The following is a 15820-nucleotide window of genomic DNA, read 5'->3' as shown; positions in this document are numbered from 1 at the left end:
GTTATTGCACCTCCTGATAATCAGAAAGCTGGGTGGTTAAGCTTTCTGACGCTGTTTGTGTACAGAGACCGGCAATCAGAAAGGTCTCTGCAGATCCTGCGGTGGCAAGCGGGGCGGCATCCGGTCCGGCTATCAGTGACAGACCGGCGTATGTCAGCCCCTGTTCTGTTCCGCAATAGTTGGCATAAACAATCGTGAGCGCCATTTCTGCCGCCCGTGATGGTACAAATATCCGTGACACATGTTCATACCCGGCGGGGTTTGCCGTTGGTACAAAAATCAGCGTCACCCCTTGTTGTGCCAGAGTCCGGCAGTGTTGGGGAAACTCGATGTCATAACAGATGAGCAGGGCTGCTTTTTGTCCCTGCCATTCAAATGTCTGATACGCATCTCCCGGTGTAAAGCTTTGCTTTTCCATCTCGCCAAACAGCTGGATTTTCCGGTAGTGGGCCAGCGTATGGCCGTGTTGGTCGAGACAAATCGCGGCGTTATAAACCTTGCCATTACACGCTTCTGCCCAACCGATTGTCAGCCCGCAGCCGACAGTCCGGGTTAGTTCTGACAAGCGTGTGATCCAGTCGCCATCCACCGGCTGCGCCAGGTTCCGGTGCAGGTCCGGACGGTTATAGCCGGGGAAAAACAGTTCGGGGAATACCACCATCTCAGCGCCTGCGCTGGCGGCCGCGACCAGGCTGGTTTCTACAACCGAAAACCCTTTTTCGATATCCCCGTCTGTCGGTAAGCTCTGATAAAGCCCTATTTTCATCGGTGTTGATTCCCTGTCCGGTTACTTTTTCAGGCGGGTCCAGATCGCGTCGTACATTTCCTGTACAGCTTGTGGACAGGCTTCGACAAATACGCCTTTCGAACCTTTGGGTGGATTGGATTCCGGCGAGTTTTTCACCGCATCGTCCAGATAAGGTGTGACGCCTTTGACCCCGGCAGAGTACTTCGCATAGTTTGTCACAGCGGCTGCGTTTTCCGGCTCAAGCAGGAAGTTCATAAACTTCAGGGCATTTTCCCGGTTCGGTGCATCTTTGAGCAGCACCACATTATCCATCCAGACGATGTAGCCTTCTTTCGGAAATGCGTATTCAATATTGGCGCCTTCTTCTCTGGCTTTGGTGGCAAAACCGGACCAGATTATCCCGGCGGCGGCATCCCCGGAAACCAGCACATCCTTGGCAATATCGGAACCGAATGAAGCCCAGTCTTTCTTCGCGCCGTTGACTAACTGACTCAGGGCTTTTAACTGCGATTTGTCGGTACTGCATTGCGGAATACCTAAATACAACGAGGCCAGCGTTAAGGTTTCCCCGGCGGTATCCAGCACATTAATTTTGCCTTTCAGTGCCTGTGGCGGGTTAAAAATGGTTGCCAGAGAGTCGATCGGACCTTTGTATACATCGCGGTTGACCGCAAATGATGTGGTTCCCCACTGGTAAGGGATTGAGCTCTTTCGCCCCGGATCAAACGACACATTGAGCCACTGCTGATCGATATTGTGAAAGTTGGAGAGCTCAGACGGGTTGAAGGTATCGAGCATGCCTTCGCTTTTCATGATCTTCACCATGTAGTCGCCCGGCACTGCTACATCGTAGCTGCCCAGTTTCCCGGCTTTGAGGGATGCCAGCAGAGCTTCATTACTGTCGAAGGTGTCCATCGTGACTTCCACGTCATACGTTTTGGCAAACTTATCCAGCAGTTCCTGCGGCATATATTCAAACCAGTGGTAAACCGATAACTTTCCGGCAGCCTGTACATGTGCCGACAGCGCCAGCATCAGCATTGATGCAATCGTCAGTTTTTTCATACGTTTATCTTCCCTGTTATTCTCTGTTAAGCATTGGATGATTTTTCCTGTCCGGTTCGTCCGACAATCCAGGACAAGGCAACAAAAATCACCGAAACACCAAGCATGAGCGTCGATATCGCCATAATATTGGGCTTAATCCCCTGCTTGACCGATCCAAAAATAGCGGTGGGCAGTGTTTCAACTCCGGCACCTTTGACAAAGTTGGTAATCAGAAAGTCGTCCAGCGAAATAATAAAAGCGAGCAGAAATCCCGACAGTATGCCCGGCATCATCATCGGGTAGAGTACTTTATTGAAGGCTTCCCGCGGTGTGGCATACAGATCCATCGCAGCCTGTTCATACATCGGCGGAATGCTTTGCATCCGGGCAGATATCGGCAGATAGGCGAACGGGATGCAGAACACAATGTGGGCAATCAGAATCGTGAACAGTCCGCCTTGAAAGCCAATGGCTGAGAAGAACACCAGGCTGGCAACCGCCGTAACAATTTCCGGTACCATCAGAGGCAGATTAATCAGGGCGAAGCCTGCAATTTTGCCCTTAAACCGGCCGGCCCGGCTCATGGCAACTGCGGCGGCTAACGCAATGATGGTCGCAATGGTGGCTGCACATACCGCAATGAGGAATGAGTTGATCGCCGCCATTTCAAATTTCGCGGCATCAGGCCCGTGAAAGACTTCGTGATACCAGTGCAGCGAGAGCCCGCCCCACTTCGTAATGGAAGGCGATGCATTGAATGAGTAAATGGCAACAATCACCAAAGGCGCATAAAGAATCACTAAGCACAGCAGCGTGATGGTGCGAAAGCCGGTGAACCTTTTCAGGTCGGTCATTTTCTTCATGACTTCTGCTCCTGTTTTTGCTGACTCCGGGCATAAATAAGCAGCACAACCATGACAATGGTTAATAAAATCATGGAAATAGCTGCGCCGAACGGCCAGTTGCCTGCCGAGCCTTTAAACTGTTCTTCAATCAGGGAGCCAATCATAAAATTCTTTGCCCCGCCCAGCAGATCCGGGGCCAGAAACGCACCCAGAGAAGGGACAAAAACCAGAATACATCCGGCCACAATCCCTGGTTTCACCACAGGTAAAATCACTAACCTCAGGGTTGCCCAGGCTCCGGCATATAAGTCAGCGGCCGCTTCTGACAGGGTAAAGTCATAACGTTCCACCGAGGCATAAACCGGCAGCACCATGAACGGCAGATAGCTGTAAAACAGCCCCAGCTGGACCGCAAGATCGGTGTTAATCAGCCCGAGTGGTTCGGTGATGGCGCCGCTCCAGAGTAAAAACTCGTTCAGCGGCCCGCTGTCCCGGATCAGAAATTTCATCGAGACGGTACGGATCAGCAGGTTGACCCAGTAAGGAATGGTGATCAGGAATAACCAGACCGGGCGGCTTCTTTCACTGCGGGTAGCAATGAACCATGCGGTGGGAAAGCCGATGAGCAGGCATAAAACTGTTGCCATCAGTGCCTGATAGATCGAGCGGATAAAAATGTTGATATAAGTCCACTCAATGGTCGGTGATTCATCGCCGAACAGGCCTCTGTCGAGGAAAAACCGGTCATAAGAGGCGATGGAAAAGTCCCAGATCACACCGCCGCGAAACTCTTTGGTCAGGAATGAGTAAATACCCATTAACATGACAGGAACCAGCAGAAAAATCCCGATCACAACCCAGGATGGCAGCATCAGACGAAAGGCATTGCCCTGATAAATATCAGAGGTGACATGAGCGCCCGGAGACGCACCGGCAGCCATCAGTCAGTTAACAGGCACGCCGCGCCTGCCTCCAGTGTTAAGCCCACACGGCTGCCCGGATCGGGAATGGTAAGCTGTGCTGAATTTTGCATACGGACCGTCATGTTCCCGCCATCTGCCAGTGCAACCTGCACATGGGTGTCTGTCCCGAGATATACCTGATCGATGACGGTTCCCTGCAGGTCGCCCTGCACCGCTTCAGTCAGGTGAATCCGCTCCGGGCGAACGGACAAATGACCCGTACCGGGATTCACTTTGGCAGCTGCAGGGCAGGAGAATGGATGGCCGCCGGGCAGAATGATCTGAGCACTGCCGTCAGTCACCGACTGCACTTCAACATCCAGCAGGTTGGTTTCGCCGATAAAATCAGCCACAAACCGGTTGACGGGCGCTTCATAAATTTCTTTGGGGGACCCGGTTTGCTGTACGTAACCTTTTGACATTACCGCAATCCGGTCAGACATAGTGAGTGCTTCTTCCTGATCGTGGGTGACAAACACGAAGGCAATACCGGTTTCCCGCTGTATCTCTTTCAGCTGAATACGTACAGCCTGTCGCAGTTTCAGGTCCAGCGCGGAAAGGGGTTCATCAAGGAGTAAGACTTTCGGCCGGGGGGCGAGTGCCCGGGCAAGGGCAACCCGTTGTTGCTGGCCACCGGATAGTTGTGCGGGTTTGCGGCGGGAAAACTCATCCATCTGAACCAGTTTCAGCATATCGTCTGCCCGGCGAACCGCTTCCCGGCGGGTCCATCCGCTGCGCTGCAGACCAAACATTACATTCTCTTCCACACTCATATGCGGGAACAGGGCGTATTGCTGAAATACGGTATTCACCGGCCGTTCATGAGCCGCTAATCCCGTCAGATCCTGTTGATTGAGGCGGATATGCCCTTCACTGACTTCTTCAAAACCTGCAATACACCGGAGCAGGGTGGTTTTGCCACAGCCCGAAGGCCCCAGAAGTGTGAAAAACTCATTTTGCCGGATGTTTAGTGAGATCTGATGTAACGCGGTTACCGAACCATATCGTTTCACCACGTGATCAATATCGACTGAAACATGTTGTGTCGCCATAAACCGCTTCCCTGATAACCCTTCATTCGATGTATTTACGATATAAAAAGCGTATCCGGGGGTATATAACCCCAAAGGGTTATGGCGGTGATTTCGTATTTACAGCATCGAAAATACCGGCATTAACAGCGAGAACAGCTCTGCCTGAGAGCTGATATTGCACTTAGCATAAAGCTGTTTGCGGAAAACCTTCACGGTTTCTTTGCTGATGCCAAGATTCAGGGAAATGGACAGGGATGAATGTCCCTGCAGAATATAAAGTGCAACCTCAGCCTGTCGGGCGCTGAGTGAAATACCATGCTGATTGACCAACACGGCACGGAGACGATCGGTGACCGGTGGCAGCACCACATTCTTTCCTTCCTGTGGCTGATAATCCCGCCAGTGCTGAGAACAGAGGGCTGACAGCACATGTTCAAAAGATTTCAGAGATTGCAATTCCGCCTTGCTGTACGGAATACCCCGGGTTTTATCCCGGCCAAAGCAGGCGGTTAAAGTTGTTTCATGGCCCAGCCGGGCAAACAGGGCAAACTCATCAATCAGTGTGGTGTCATGGTAGTATTCACTGAAATAACTGGTGTGCTTAAACTGGTCGGGGGCGAGGTCGAAAATACTGTGGATGCCGGTTTGAATCCCGCTGCGCACCACATGATAAAACGGGTCTAACAAATAGGCGGCATTCAGATAGTGGCTTTGCATTCGCTGATAAACAAGCGGGTTATCTGACTCCCGGTACAGCTCTTCAGGGTTATGGTTTTTGTGATAGACAATCACAATCAGATTATCGAACCGGACCAGCTTGCTGACAAAATGACTCAGTGTTTCCGGGAAGCTGGTATTGCCAAGTGCCCGGACCATCTCAGCCAGTGCCTTATCCTGTTTGCTCCCTGATATGCCTTCCATGCATGCTCCGTTTCACCCTGATTCGGTGTTATTAAAGCATACCTTTGAATCTGTTTCTTCCGGTTGTCCGGAAATCTATATGTCAGCCCGCGTATCTGTTGGCCGCTGTACTATATTCAACAAGTGGAAACAATTTGAGTGGCATTCTTGAATGTAAATGTAAATGCGAAATGAGGGCAGACCATGTACGCAAACGCCAGGAAAGCAACGAAAAGAAAGATGGATCCGGATCTCAGCGATTTTTCCGGCCCGTCAACGACAGCGAAAAAAATGATTACCGCCGAAGACTTACAAAAAGGTCTGGAAGGCGTCTGTACCGCGCCACAATCTTACTTTGCCAGACAACCGGCGACAGGCATTGAGAAATCGTACTGTGCCTATTATTCATATCTTAACTTTCACGGGAAAAACACAGATAAACAGGAATTTGCCGCAAATTGCCGGGTGTCCGTCGAAAAGCAACTTGGTATGTCATTTGACGATGCAGACTGGTTGGCAATGGTAAACAGCTCAGGATTAAGTGCTGAGCCTTATCTCATGAACCAATGTGGCTTGAAAAAGTATGAGCCGGAAGCGGGAGGTGGCGGTAAAACCGGATGGACTGAACTACCATCGGGTATCAGGCGTTTTATGGTTGCGACCAGTCTGACAGGACACTGGAAGACATATATTCAGGCATCAGGCGGTGTCTGGTGGCGATATGACAGCCTGAATCAAGGCCCCGAACTGATAGGTGGTGAAGCCCATTTACTTGACAAACTGGGTGGGGAAAAGGCTCAGTTTCTTTTGTACCGGTAGTGATGAGTCGCTTCAGCCAGATATGCCAGTTTTTCAGCCGTAATGTCATCCTATCCGGAATAACGGGTATCGACGCGTTTGAGGTTGCGGCCTTGAATGCTGGTAAATAGTTTTTGCGGCAGATCACGGCTTTTGGTGAAAATCTTGTGTTCACACCGTATGAGATAGCGAGTGTTAACCCGTATAAACATTGCTTTCTGGCAGCGAAGCTTTAGCTGTCGCGATAGTCTCTGTATTCCCATGATTTGCTTATTAATCAGGATGTTCATATGGCCGACTATTGTTCAGATTCTTTCGTGTCAGATTTTGCTTTTCAAATAGATAAAATATTGTTATGCTCTGGTCATAACTTGATTCGGAGGAGCCGGTGAAAGGTTTCGATGTCTTGCTGAGTATGCATGGCATACAGGTTCACCGGGATGATGGTTACTGGTGGAAAATTGAAGTCTGGAGAGTTCCGCCAACCAAAGAGCGCCCTCATGGCATTCGTTATAATATGACCTTGCACAACAAATTTAATAAGAGAATCTTTGGCTTTGATAATGCACATGCTGTGAAGTCGCCGAAAAATAATAGATTTGGTGGTAAGCGGTGTCAGTACGATCATATACATCAGTCAGCGTTTGATCAGGGGACACGTTATGAGTTTTCTGATTGTTATTCTCTGCTGCAAGATTTTTTCTCCGGAATTGATGCAACGATAGAAGCAATCGAGAGGAAATAACATGAAAGCAAGAATTGGTATTATGCAGGAATCATTGATTCGTTTCCGTTTATTAGCCATTGCTCAGGGGAAATATGTGCCTGAAGCGCAGGAACCCAGGATCTGGTTCACATCAGTGAATGCTGTATCTCAGATTTTGAGGCCGGAGAATATCGAGCTGCTCAGATTAATTGATGCAGAAAAGCCAGCCAGCCTGACTGAATTAGCCACGATGACCGGGCGGGCAAAATCGAATTTATCCAATACATTAAAGTCTCTGACTGAGAAAGGTTTTGCCCGGATGGATCAATCAACAGGAAGAGCACTCAAGCCCGTTGCATTGTATACCGATTTTGAGATTATGACGGATTCAGTCCTTGAGCAAAAGTTGTTACGGCTCATGGCGGCGGAGCAGCCTGCGGCTTAAATACACTGTACCGAAGACTTTGACTCTTGCGGTGGTTTGGAGCGCAGGTAAGTTTTGTGGTTTCAAGCAGCTATTGGTGCACGCGCCCCGGAAACTCTTTCACGGCAGAAAGAGTATCCGGAAACGCCTTTTGTAGGTTGCTGGCCGTGCGAACGAGAAAACCATTACCGCCCAGACAAGAAGTCCTTGATCACTTTCTCATGAAACACCCCGATCCGGCTCAGCACATTTTTCAGATTTTCCTGTTCCAGCCGGGTCAGGTCATTGATCGCCAGTACATCATTGACCTTGCGCAGGTCGGTATATTCGATGATCTGATTCATAAACCGCAGATGCCAGATATGATCAAAGATGTAGACCATTTCCCGGAACGTTTTCGCGTCCAGTTCTTCCTCTGCATGCAGTTGTTTTAACCGCGCCATGGTATTGCTCTCGCGGATATCATGTTTCAGGGCATAGAGCCGGCAGAAAATCTCCATGGGTCTTAAGCAGTCTTTTAAATTCAGTGAAGCTTTTCCTTCATATCTTTCTGTTTTGATCTCGTCAGCGGCGTTGAGCGGCACTTCATAAGACAGGCAGTTTTGCGCGTAGACTGGCAAAAATTCAGGATGCTGGCGAAGTAACTGTTGGATGTGAGCCTGAATTCCATCGACCAGCCTTGCTTCACCATAGGTTGAACGGATATCGAAAAATACATTGAGCTCCAGAATCGATTCCGGTGAAGCCTGCTGTATCCAACGGCCGAAGTTTGCTTCCCACTCTTTCCGGCTCAGGCACCACTGATGGTTTGAAGCCATGATTAAGCCTTCGCAGTAACTGTAACCCGCCTGATTGAGCATCGCGCACACCTTTTCTGCCAGGTGCAGGAAATAGCGCCGGATTGACTTCAGCTCGGCATCTTCCGGGGTTGCAAATACAATCGCATTGTCCTGATCGGAAAACAGTGTCATGTCGTGGCGGGCATTACTGCCGAAAGAGATAAACGAAAACGGCACCGGTGGTTCGCCGATATCTGTAATCGTCAGCTCAATAAACCGGCAGATAGCCGCATCATAGGTACTGCCGATCAGGCGGCGTAAGTAATCCGGACGGGTGCCGGTTTCAATCATTTCCCGAATCAGATCAGGCAGCTGATTGAGAGACTCGACGACATTCCCGTGGCTGTTTCCCTGTTCGATTTCTGTGACGATATCCGCGCTGACCTGTTGATAATCAGAGCCCCGGTGAATGGTACCGAAACTCCCGCCATAAATTTTGCGGATAATCGGCCGGAACGAGATCACATGGCCGAGCTTTTCGGATAAAAAGATTTTGGATGTGCTTAAAATGATGTCGATCTGCTTACCGCTTTTGGTCTGAAGCTGCGCTTCAAACTCGCCGGGTTCGGTGGCGTGTTCAAACAGTTGTAACAGATGAGTTAATACTGCGCTGTTTTGTGGGTTTTCAGGAAACAGCGCTTTCCAGATGGCATGGGATTTAAGCTCGCTGTCGGTATAGCCGAGTAACTGGTGCAGCCGGGTATTGGAGAACAGAATCTGCCCGTCGGCTTCAAGAATGTAACCTTCATTGGAGGATTCCACCAAAGCACGATAGCGATCTTTGGCTTCATGTAGTGCCATTTCAGCCCGTTTTTTGCGGTTTTCGATCACTTTGGACTGGGAAATAACATAGCCCATCATACCGGTCAGCCCGAGCGTAATAGCCAGAAACACCCGGTAGAGGGTATGTTCAAGCCGGTCGATTTCCTGCTGAACATCTTCCAGATAAACCCCGGTGCCGATAATCCATTGCCAGGCTTTCACGCCTTCCACATAAGTCATTTTGGCTGCGGTAACGGTGGGGTCATCTTTCCACTGCCACTGATATTCGAGAAATCCGTGTTGCGCCGTTTTGACCAGTTTGGTGATTTCAGTAAACACAGGTACGCCGCTGGTGTTTTCACTGTCGGTATAATGAGTTAAATCTTTGCCTTTTAAATCGCTGCGGTAAGGATGCATCACCATTCTCGGGTGCATATCGGTAATGAAAAAGTAATCCTTATTTTCCGGGCCGTAGCGCATTGCTTTGATTTCTGCTGCGGCCTGTTGCTGTGCCGTTTCGGTGCTTAAAACGCCGCGTTGTGCCAGTGTGACATAGTTGTCCGCGATACTCACTGCCGTTGAGGTCAGTGCTTTCAGCATCTGACGTTTTTGCCCCAGCATCGAGTCTTCGACGAGCGGCACAATCACGTAAATAATGGCCGTCACAAACAACACAATCGCAGCAATAGTCGGCAGGACGATGCGCAGGCTGAAGCGGGTCAGGGATGGGGAACTGTCCGGATCTGAGGTATGCAGGCCATCAAAGTAATCAGTTAATTCATTCGCATCCAGTACTTCACCCAACGACTCGTCGCGTGTTGCATCATGATACTTCGCGATAAAGGTGTCGTTTTCGAAGTCCGCCCGGGAAGGCAGATAACCGTCATAATCATCCCGGATGTGAGTTTCAAACACATCCTTAATTTGCTGGTGGGTGTATTTATCACCGAACGTTTGAATGGCTTCGGACAGCGCTTCCTTACAGTGACGGAAACGGCGGTGATCATAAGGGTCATAATCCAGATTGCCGGCCATGGTTCGCGAATGATCTTTGCCATTGTAATCAAAAAATCCATCGATCCACTGATGGATATCCTCTGCCCGAATGCCAAATAGTTTTTCTGTGCGGTCAGCATGTTCAGATAGTTTCATTTTGATGTTCGCAGAGCCTGATTTTACAGTGATTATGGGTAAATTGTGCGCTTCGTTACAAGTCTCCTGAAAAGACCTTATACACACGAACTTTGGATGATGAACCAACTAAAATCAATAAATGTGAGAGATGGCTTTTCCAGACTTAGACCGGTGTCGTGAATCCTTTTCCCGGATCCGGGACAGATACCGGAGTTCTGCCTGACTGGACATCATAAGGATCGGGTTCAGATAAGGAAAAACAAATGTCTAAAAAAGGTAATAAATTTTACAAAGATATGCGTCGTAAGGCAGAGGAGTTTGAAAACCGGGAAGCGTTTTTAAATCATGATCTGAAAATCATGAGTTTCCGGCGCTGGGGTGTTCACTTGCCGTTTCGTGACTACAGCATTGAAATAGAAGACTGGGTACCGGCACTGGCTGCCACCATCGGTAAAGTCGTGATGGTAACGGCAATGGTCGCCGCATTTGCGGTGCAGTTTGGCCTGTCCCCGGAATTTGTTGCAGAAAATGTGCGCTATGAGTTGTTGATTGCAGGCGCGTTGTTTGTGATTCTGTTCTCCGCCATCTTAAACCCGAATGCCAACCTGGCCGGAACGCACGGGCCGATGATTCCGCTCATCCCGTTGATCGCGGCTGCTGGCGGGCACCCGCTGGCGCTGGGGCTGATGGTGTGTGTGTTCGGCTTAATACTGGCCTTTACCAAAGGTGGTTCCAAGCTGATGACGCTCACCGGCGTCGGGGTGCGGGGCGGCCTGCTCATCTACCTGGGTGCGGTCGGGCTGATTGGTCAGATTAATAAAACCGAAGCATGGGCGACTGGCAGTGACCATGGTTATATCTCGTTTGCCGTGATTGGTGTCACCGTGATGGTTTATGCTTATCTGGCTAAAGTGAATAAACGCTGGCTGGCGATACCGTTATGCTCGGCCATTGCCGGGATTGTTGCTTATATCATGGGCGCTGACTTTGCGTTTACTACCGGTCCCGGCCTGCCGCACTTCAGTCCGTTTTACTGGTGGGGAGAAGACACCGGCTGGCAGTTAGGCTGGCCAAATCTGGAACACTTTATCGCGGTGATTCCGTTTGCGTTGCTGGCGGTGGCGATGTGGTCACCGGACTATCTTGGCCACCGGGTGTTTCAGGAGCTGAACTATCCGAAAGATGCAAAAGGTGTACTGATGGATGTCGATGATACGATGGTTGGTGCATCGGTTCGTCAGGGTGTCGGTGCTCTGCTGGGTGGTGGTAACTTAGCCTCTTCCTGGGGAACCTATATGATTCCGGCGGCGATTGCCAAACGTCCGATTCCCGGCGGGGCGATTCTGACCGGTATCATGTGTATTCTGGCATCCGTTTTAGGGTATCCGATGGATTTAGCCATGTGGGAACCTGTACTGCGTGTGGCACTGATTGTCGGGGTTTTCCTGCCATTACTGGAAGCCGGGATGCAGATGATTCACAAACACAAAGATTCGTTGAGTGCCGGTATCTGTATTTTTGCATGTGCATTCGTCAACCCGGTCTTTGGCTGGGCGACCACCATGCTGCTCGATAATATGGGGCTGATTGGTGACCACGAGCGTGCGGATTCTCTCTCTGCCAAAGATAAATACCTGATTCCGGGGCTGGCATTTGTGGTTTGTGTCGGTTCACTGGCGGCGGTCGGGCAACTGCCGGGCATTCCGGCAATCATCGGGCAGTAAGACAGGTTGATGCTTCCGGAATGAATGCCGTTCAGACCGGAAGCATTTAACTGTGCGGGCCATGTGCTGAAAAAATGTGCTGAAACAAGCCCATGGCCCTTTACTGATGATGATTTACGTTGATGATGATTGACGGCAATGATAATACTGATAGTCCTGAAGCACTGCGCTTCTCATCTCTTCTGCTGACTGAAAACCAAAGGCTGCCCAACACTGTTCAGGATTGAGCGGCTCTTTCTGTGGATGACGCTCCGTAAAAAACCATTGCCAGAGTTCTTCCTCATTGATTCCCAGTGCTGCAAGCGTAGCCTGCGGGATGTGCTGTTTGCCGGTCATTCTGGCGTGGTAGTCTGCAAAAGTCTGATCCAGTCTGAGAATATCGATCATTTCGTCTTCAATCTGATGATCGATCTGAGACAGCCAGACCAGCAGCGCCTGTCGGTTCACCAGCGTGTCAAATTCAGTCATGCTGAGTTGCTGGGTATTCAGCCACTGGCCTAACTGCTCAAAGTCGACGTCCTGTCCGACGCAGGCTGATTGCTGAAAAGCCAGCTCAAGCAGCGCAGTTTGTTTGGGATTTCCCTCAAGCTCCGGATGATGCCGCTGCGCGCTGCGAAGGGCGGATTTACGGCACAATGCCTGCTGCCTGCGTTCGAAAAAACAGCCGTCGAGTTTAAGTTCCCGCCATAGTGCTTCGGGTGAGATCGCATGTTGTTGCAGTTTGCGGTGGTGATTCAGTTCAGCGACTAACCGTTCCCAGGCATCCGTCGGGGCAAAATGGTATGACACCTGTTTTGCCGGTAACTGCTCAGTATCTGAGATTTGCGCCAGCCGGGTTAACAACTGGCAGGCATCCTGTTTTTTGATATCTACGGCACGGGATTCAGTGAACTGTTTCAGCTGGTGCCAGGCTTCGGTGCTTAACAGATTCTCCGCGCAGGCGAGCAGTTGCGTGTAGCTGCGATCCGGATACCATTCTTGCTTGAGGGCGGTGATCAGCTGTGCTTCGGTTTCTCTGTCAATGATCTGGTTTTCTGCGGCACTGCTGAGTGTGGCGCGTAAGTTCACCATTGGCTCTGAGGCGGCCGGATATCCCAGTTCTGCCGGGCCATGCACCAGTGCGACTTCGTCATCATCTTCCAGAATGCCCTGATGATAGTACTCAAAGACTGTGCCGAAGCCTTCCATACCAAAATGTGCCAGTTCAGCGGCTCTGAGTGCGCCCATGCTGGCACAACCATAAACATGAATACCAATCGACATGGCATAAAGGATTTCTTTGTGCCAAACGGCAGGGACACTTTCAAAAAAACCATCAATCAGCACAATGATTTTGGGATGATCAAGCGTGGCGAGATAAATGTCACCCTGTTTGGCCGGCGGGCGATAATCCGCCGGCAGGATGTGCAGGGCCTGCTGTGGGGAGAGGGTCGGGCCGCAAAATACAATCATACTCATCGGTGATCCCCTCCTGTGGTGGTGTCGCTGTCTTTATCTGCTTTTTTCAGTGCATCTCTGTAAGCCATTGCCCGTTGTCCCATCACATAGCCGGGCGTGCCGTGAATTCCTTCCAGACCCGGTACCACAACCCGGACCACCGGGATGTGGTAGGGTGATTTTTCAAGATTGACCACCGCAACCTGATGGATCCCCGCCTGATTGAGTTTATCCAGAATCAGCGCGATATCTTCTTCAAAACTATCGTGTGACCATGACGGAATGTCCCGGAAGCTGCGTAGATTCTGCAAAGAACCTGGGGGTACATCCGGTCTGTTTTCTGGTTCTGCATGGCGGTAATCATTGGCTTCAATGTCGTCTCTGGAGCCTGATATCATAGTGAGCCGGGTCTGAGCCGCTTCGGTTAGTGCTCTTAAGAGTGCAATCCCTTTGCAGGGATGGGTGCCGGAACCGGACGATGAATAAGCCGGGCCACATAAGGTGTGGTTTTCATCGGTTTTGCCCGGAATAATCGTGCAGAAAAAGCCGGGCAGGCCGGTATCAGAGCGGATATCCCACACCTGAACCTGCATCTGTGCCTGATGGAACTGATCAAGCACCTGGCGGCACGCAACATCATCCACTGAAGCGAGATCGATCAGACGGTTGTCCGTGGCGGGAGTGTGCTGTTTTTCAATGGCCCCCTGTTCTGTAAACCTCTGTTCTGTAAACCTCTGCTCAATAAACCACAGCGTCAGGGCATCGCGTTCAATCACTTCACACAAACCATGCACCACGGCTTCTTCATAAGTATTACCGGAGGCCAGACCGTTGGTGCTCATAACAAACGAGCCACTCCCGGCAGGCAGGGGCAGAGTGTAATCGCAATGGACGATTTCATAGGGAACAAACAGCGGCTGCCGGGTCTGCAGATCCTGGCCTTCCACCCACAGTATCCGGGCATGTTCACTGAACTGGCTGAAGGATAGTCCGGGCAGTGAGCCAACATCAATCGCGGCCTGCTGTTGGCAGAGTTCATGATAACTGGCGCGTCTTAGTGGCAGGTCAATATGTTCGCCATGAAAGCTCTCAATGGCTTCCATGATGCCGGACACTTTGGCTGAGATCAGATCGAGCCCTTTCCCCTGTGCCACCGAGATAGCACATGAGTCAGGCCGGCAGACTGTGACAACGGGCACACCAATCCGGTCAAGGCCGGTAATATTAGCCACCCGGGTAATGCCCATATGCAGCAGCCACGGAGAGATTTTTTCGTAAGTTGCCTGTGGGGTACAGGCCCGGTGGGTGCCTCGCTGGTAAGTTTTTAGTGACATCTTATTCCTTTTCTGACGAAGTATTTTAGTCGGGCGGGTTGGAAACCGCCCGGTTTTCATGGCTGGTTTATTATTGTTTAAAGGAAACTACGTAAATTGGCTACCATACAAATTGTGCCATCATTCTTCTCTTTGGCATCGAGCCTGCTGCTATCAACGCTTTCGGATTGTAGCTTGTTCTGTTTCGGCACTTCAACGTTGATATCCTTGGGGTTGATAGCGCCAACCTGAACACCAGTGTCCCGGAAGTAACGTGCGAGCACCTGGGCGGCTGCTCTGTTCATGCGTTTTACAACTTCTTTCCTTCCTTTTTCCCTGATGATCTCATGAATTCCCTCAGTGGTATTGATATGTAAATCATCCAGTTCTAAATCCCGGTCTGCCAGCAGATCAAATTCAGCCGATCCACTGCTGAGCTGGTCCAGCTGTTCGGCGCTGATATAATGGATGTGATAGGGATAGAAACTATGATTATCTCTGGCTCTCAGCGGGTTGACATAGGAAATGATATATAGATTTTCTTCGATGGGTGCAATTGCCTGATTGGTGATGCTGACAGGCGGGAATTCAATCCCATGTTTGACCCTTGAATCCGGGAATAAGTCTTTTAACCCCGTTATTTCTGTGTCTCTTATGAATTCTAATGGTGGTTTATTCTCTGTACTTTCTTCTGCAGGAGAGAAAAGACGATTGAGCTGGAGTATACGCAGGTCAAGGATGTATCCGGGCTCTAATTGAACATTTTCCGGGAATCCTTCCGGGTAGTGGGTATTCTTTTTTTTCAGATTCCACGGGAGCACCTTGGTCAGGACCGGTCCTGTCATGTTCATCGGATGAAAACCATTTTTTGTTTTGAAGAAAAAATGATAATTGGATTCGTCGTAGCACCACTCTATCAGTGCGGGTTTGATATTTAGTTTATCCTGTTGTGTGTTTTTTTCTTCATCCTCGTCCAGTTTTGCTCCCCTTCTTTTATCTTCTTCTCTGTTTATGTAGTTTTCATATTCGACTAAGGTCGCTGTTCTGCCATGATCCCGAATGATGAACAGATCCTGAGAATGCATGGTTAAATACCCGTTGTTATCAACGTAAGGGCTTTGTATTGCGACTTTCATTTTTTCCTCCT

At 50.1% G+C, this 15820-nt stretch carries 14 protein-coding genes; 4 read left to right on the top strand and 10 right to left on the bottom strand.

Annotation, left to right across the window (positions count from 1 at the left end):
• Position 1: 1 nt before the first annotated feature.
• From OC443_RS13480 to OC443_RS13455, 6 genes are all read right to left on the bottom strand, one after another.
• Positions 2–766 carry a carbon-nitrogen hydrolase family protein gene (locus tag OC443_RS13480; RefSeq protein WP_073585357.1) on the bottom strand — a complete coding sequence of 255 codons (765 nt, stop codon included), beginning with the start codon at positions 764–766 and terminating at the stop codon, positions 2–4.
• A 21-nt stretch (positions 767–787) separates the two neighbouring features.
• Positions 788–1813, bottom strand: coding sequence for an extracellular solute-binding protein (locus OC443_RS13475; protein ID WP_073585355.1), 1026 nt, complete (start codon positions 1811–1813; stop codon positions 788–790).
• Between the two features lie 26 nt (positions 1814–1839).
• Positions 1840–2658, bottom strand: a complete 819-nt coding sequence (locus OC443_RS13470) for an ABC transporter permease (RefSeq protein ID WP_073585353.1) — start codon at positions 2656–2658, stop codon at positions 1840–1842.
• A complete protein-coding gene (locus OC443_RS13465; RefSeq protein WP_073585351.1) occupies positions 2655–3581 on the bottom strand; it encodes an ABC transporter permease in 927 nt (308 codons plus the stop codon). The genes OC443_RS13470 and OC443_RS13465 overlap by 4 nt, the downstream gene beginning before the upstream one ends.
• Positions 3581–4654 carry an ABC transporter ATP-binding protein gene (locus OC443_RS13460; protein WP_073585349.1) on the bottom strand — a complete coding sequence of 358 codons (1074 nt, stop codon included), beginning with the start codon at positions 4652–4654 and terminating at the stop codon, positions 3581–3583. Before OC443_RS13460 ends, OC443_RS13465 begins: the two co-directional genes overlap by 1 nt.
• A gap of 99 nt (positions 4655–4753) precedes the next feature.
• Positions 4754–5557: a helix-turn-helix transcriptional regulator gene (locus OC443_RS13455; RefSeq protein WP_073585347.1), complete on the bottom strand. Its 804-nt coding sequence runs from the start codon at positions 5555–5557 to the stop codon at positions 4754–4756.
• Positions 5558–5740: 183 nt separating this feature from the next.
• Between OC443_RS13455 and OC443_RS13450 the strand changes: the two genes are divergently transcribed.
• From OC443_RS13450 to OC443_RS13440, 3 genes are all read left to right on the top strand, one after another.
• Entirely contained in the window at positions 5741–6355 is a 615-nt protein-coding gene (locus OC443_RS13450) for a hypothetical protein (protein WP_143169390.1), read from the top strand.
• Positions 6356–6722: 367 nt separating this feature from the next.
• Positions 6723–7079: a toxin-antitoxin system TumE family protein gene (locus OC443_RS13445; RefSeq protein WP_073585343.1), complete on the top strand. Its 357-nt coding sequence runs from the start codon at positions 6723–6725 to the stop codon at positions 7077–7079.
• A 1-nt stretch (position 7080) separates the two neighbouring features.
• Positions 7081–7485: an HVO_A0114 family putative DNA-binding protein gene (locus OC443_RS13440; RefSeq protein WP_073585341.1), complete on the top strand. Its 405-nt coding sequence runs from the start codon at positions 7081–7083 to the stop codon at positions 7483–7485.
• Between the two features lie 164 nt (positions 7486–7649).
• Here OC443_RS13440 and OC443_RS13435 read toward each other — a convergent pair whose 3' ends face one another.
• Positions 7650–10217 (bottom strand): DUF294 nucleotidyltransferase-like domain-containing protein, encoded by a 2568-nt coding sequence (locus OC443_RS13435; protein WP_073585340.1) that lies wholly within the window; start codon positions 10215–10217, stop codon positions 7650–7652.
• A gap of 245 nt (positions 10218–10462) precedes the next feature.
• Here OC443_RS13435 and OC443_RS13430 point away from each other — a divergent pair, with 245 nt between their 5' ends.
• Entirely contained in the window at positions 10463–11923 is a 1461-nt protein-coding gene (locus tag OC443_RS13430) for a DUF3360 domain-containing protein (protein ID WP_262021685.1), read from the top strand.
• Between the two features lie 114 nt (positions 11924–12037).
• On the opposite strand, the gene OC443_RS13425 is transcribed toward OC443_RS13430, so the two are convergent.
• The 3 genes from OC443_RS13425 to OC443_RS13415 all read right to left on the bottom strand — a co-directional run bounded on the left by OC443_RS13425 (position 12038) and on the right by OC443_RS13415 (position 15809).
• Positions 12038–13381 carry a TfuA-like protein gene (locus OC443_RS13425; protein WP_073586368.1) on the bottom strand — a complete coding sequence of 448 codons (1344 nt, stop codon included), beginning with the start codon at positions 13379–13381 and terminating at the stop codon, positions 12038–12040.
• Positions 13378–14694 carry a YcaO-like family protein gene (locus OC443_RS13420; RefSeq protein WP_073586367.1) on the bottom strand — a complete coding sequence of 439 codons (1317 nt, stop codon included), beginning with the start codon at positions 14692–14694 and terminating at the stop codon, positions 13378–13380. Before OC443_RS13420 ends, OC443_RS13425 begins: the two co-directional genes overlap by 4 nt.
• Positions 14695–14771: 77 nt before the next feature.
• Positions 14772–15809: a hypothetical protein gene (locus OC443_RS13415; RefSeq protein ID WP_073586366.1), complete on the bottom strand. Its 1038-nt coding sequence runs from the start codon at positions 15807–15809 to the stop codon at positions 14772–14774.
• Positions 15810–15820: the final 11 nt, after the last annotated feature.

Origin of the sequence: Vibrio quintilis, assembly GCF_024529975.1 — a bacterium.
GTDB classification, from domain to species: domain Bacteria; phylum Pseudomonadota; class Gammaproteobacteria; order Enterobacterales; family Vibrionaceae; genus Vibrio; species Vibrio quintilis.
This window is presented reverse-complemented; position numbering and strand designations above follow the sequence as displayed.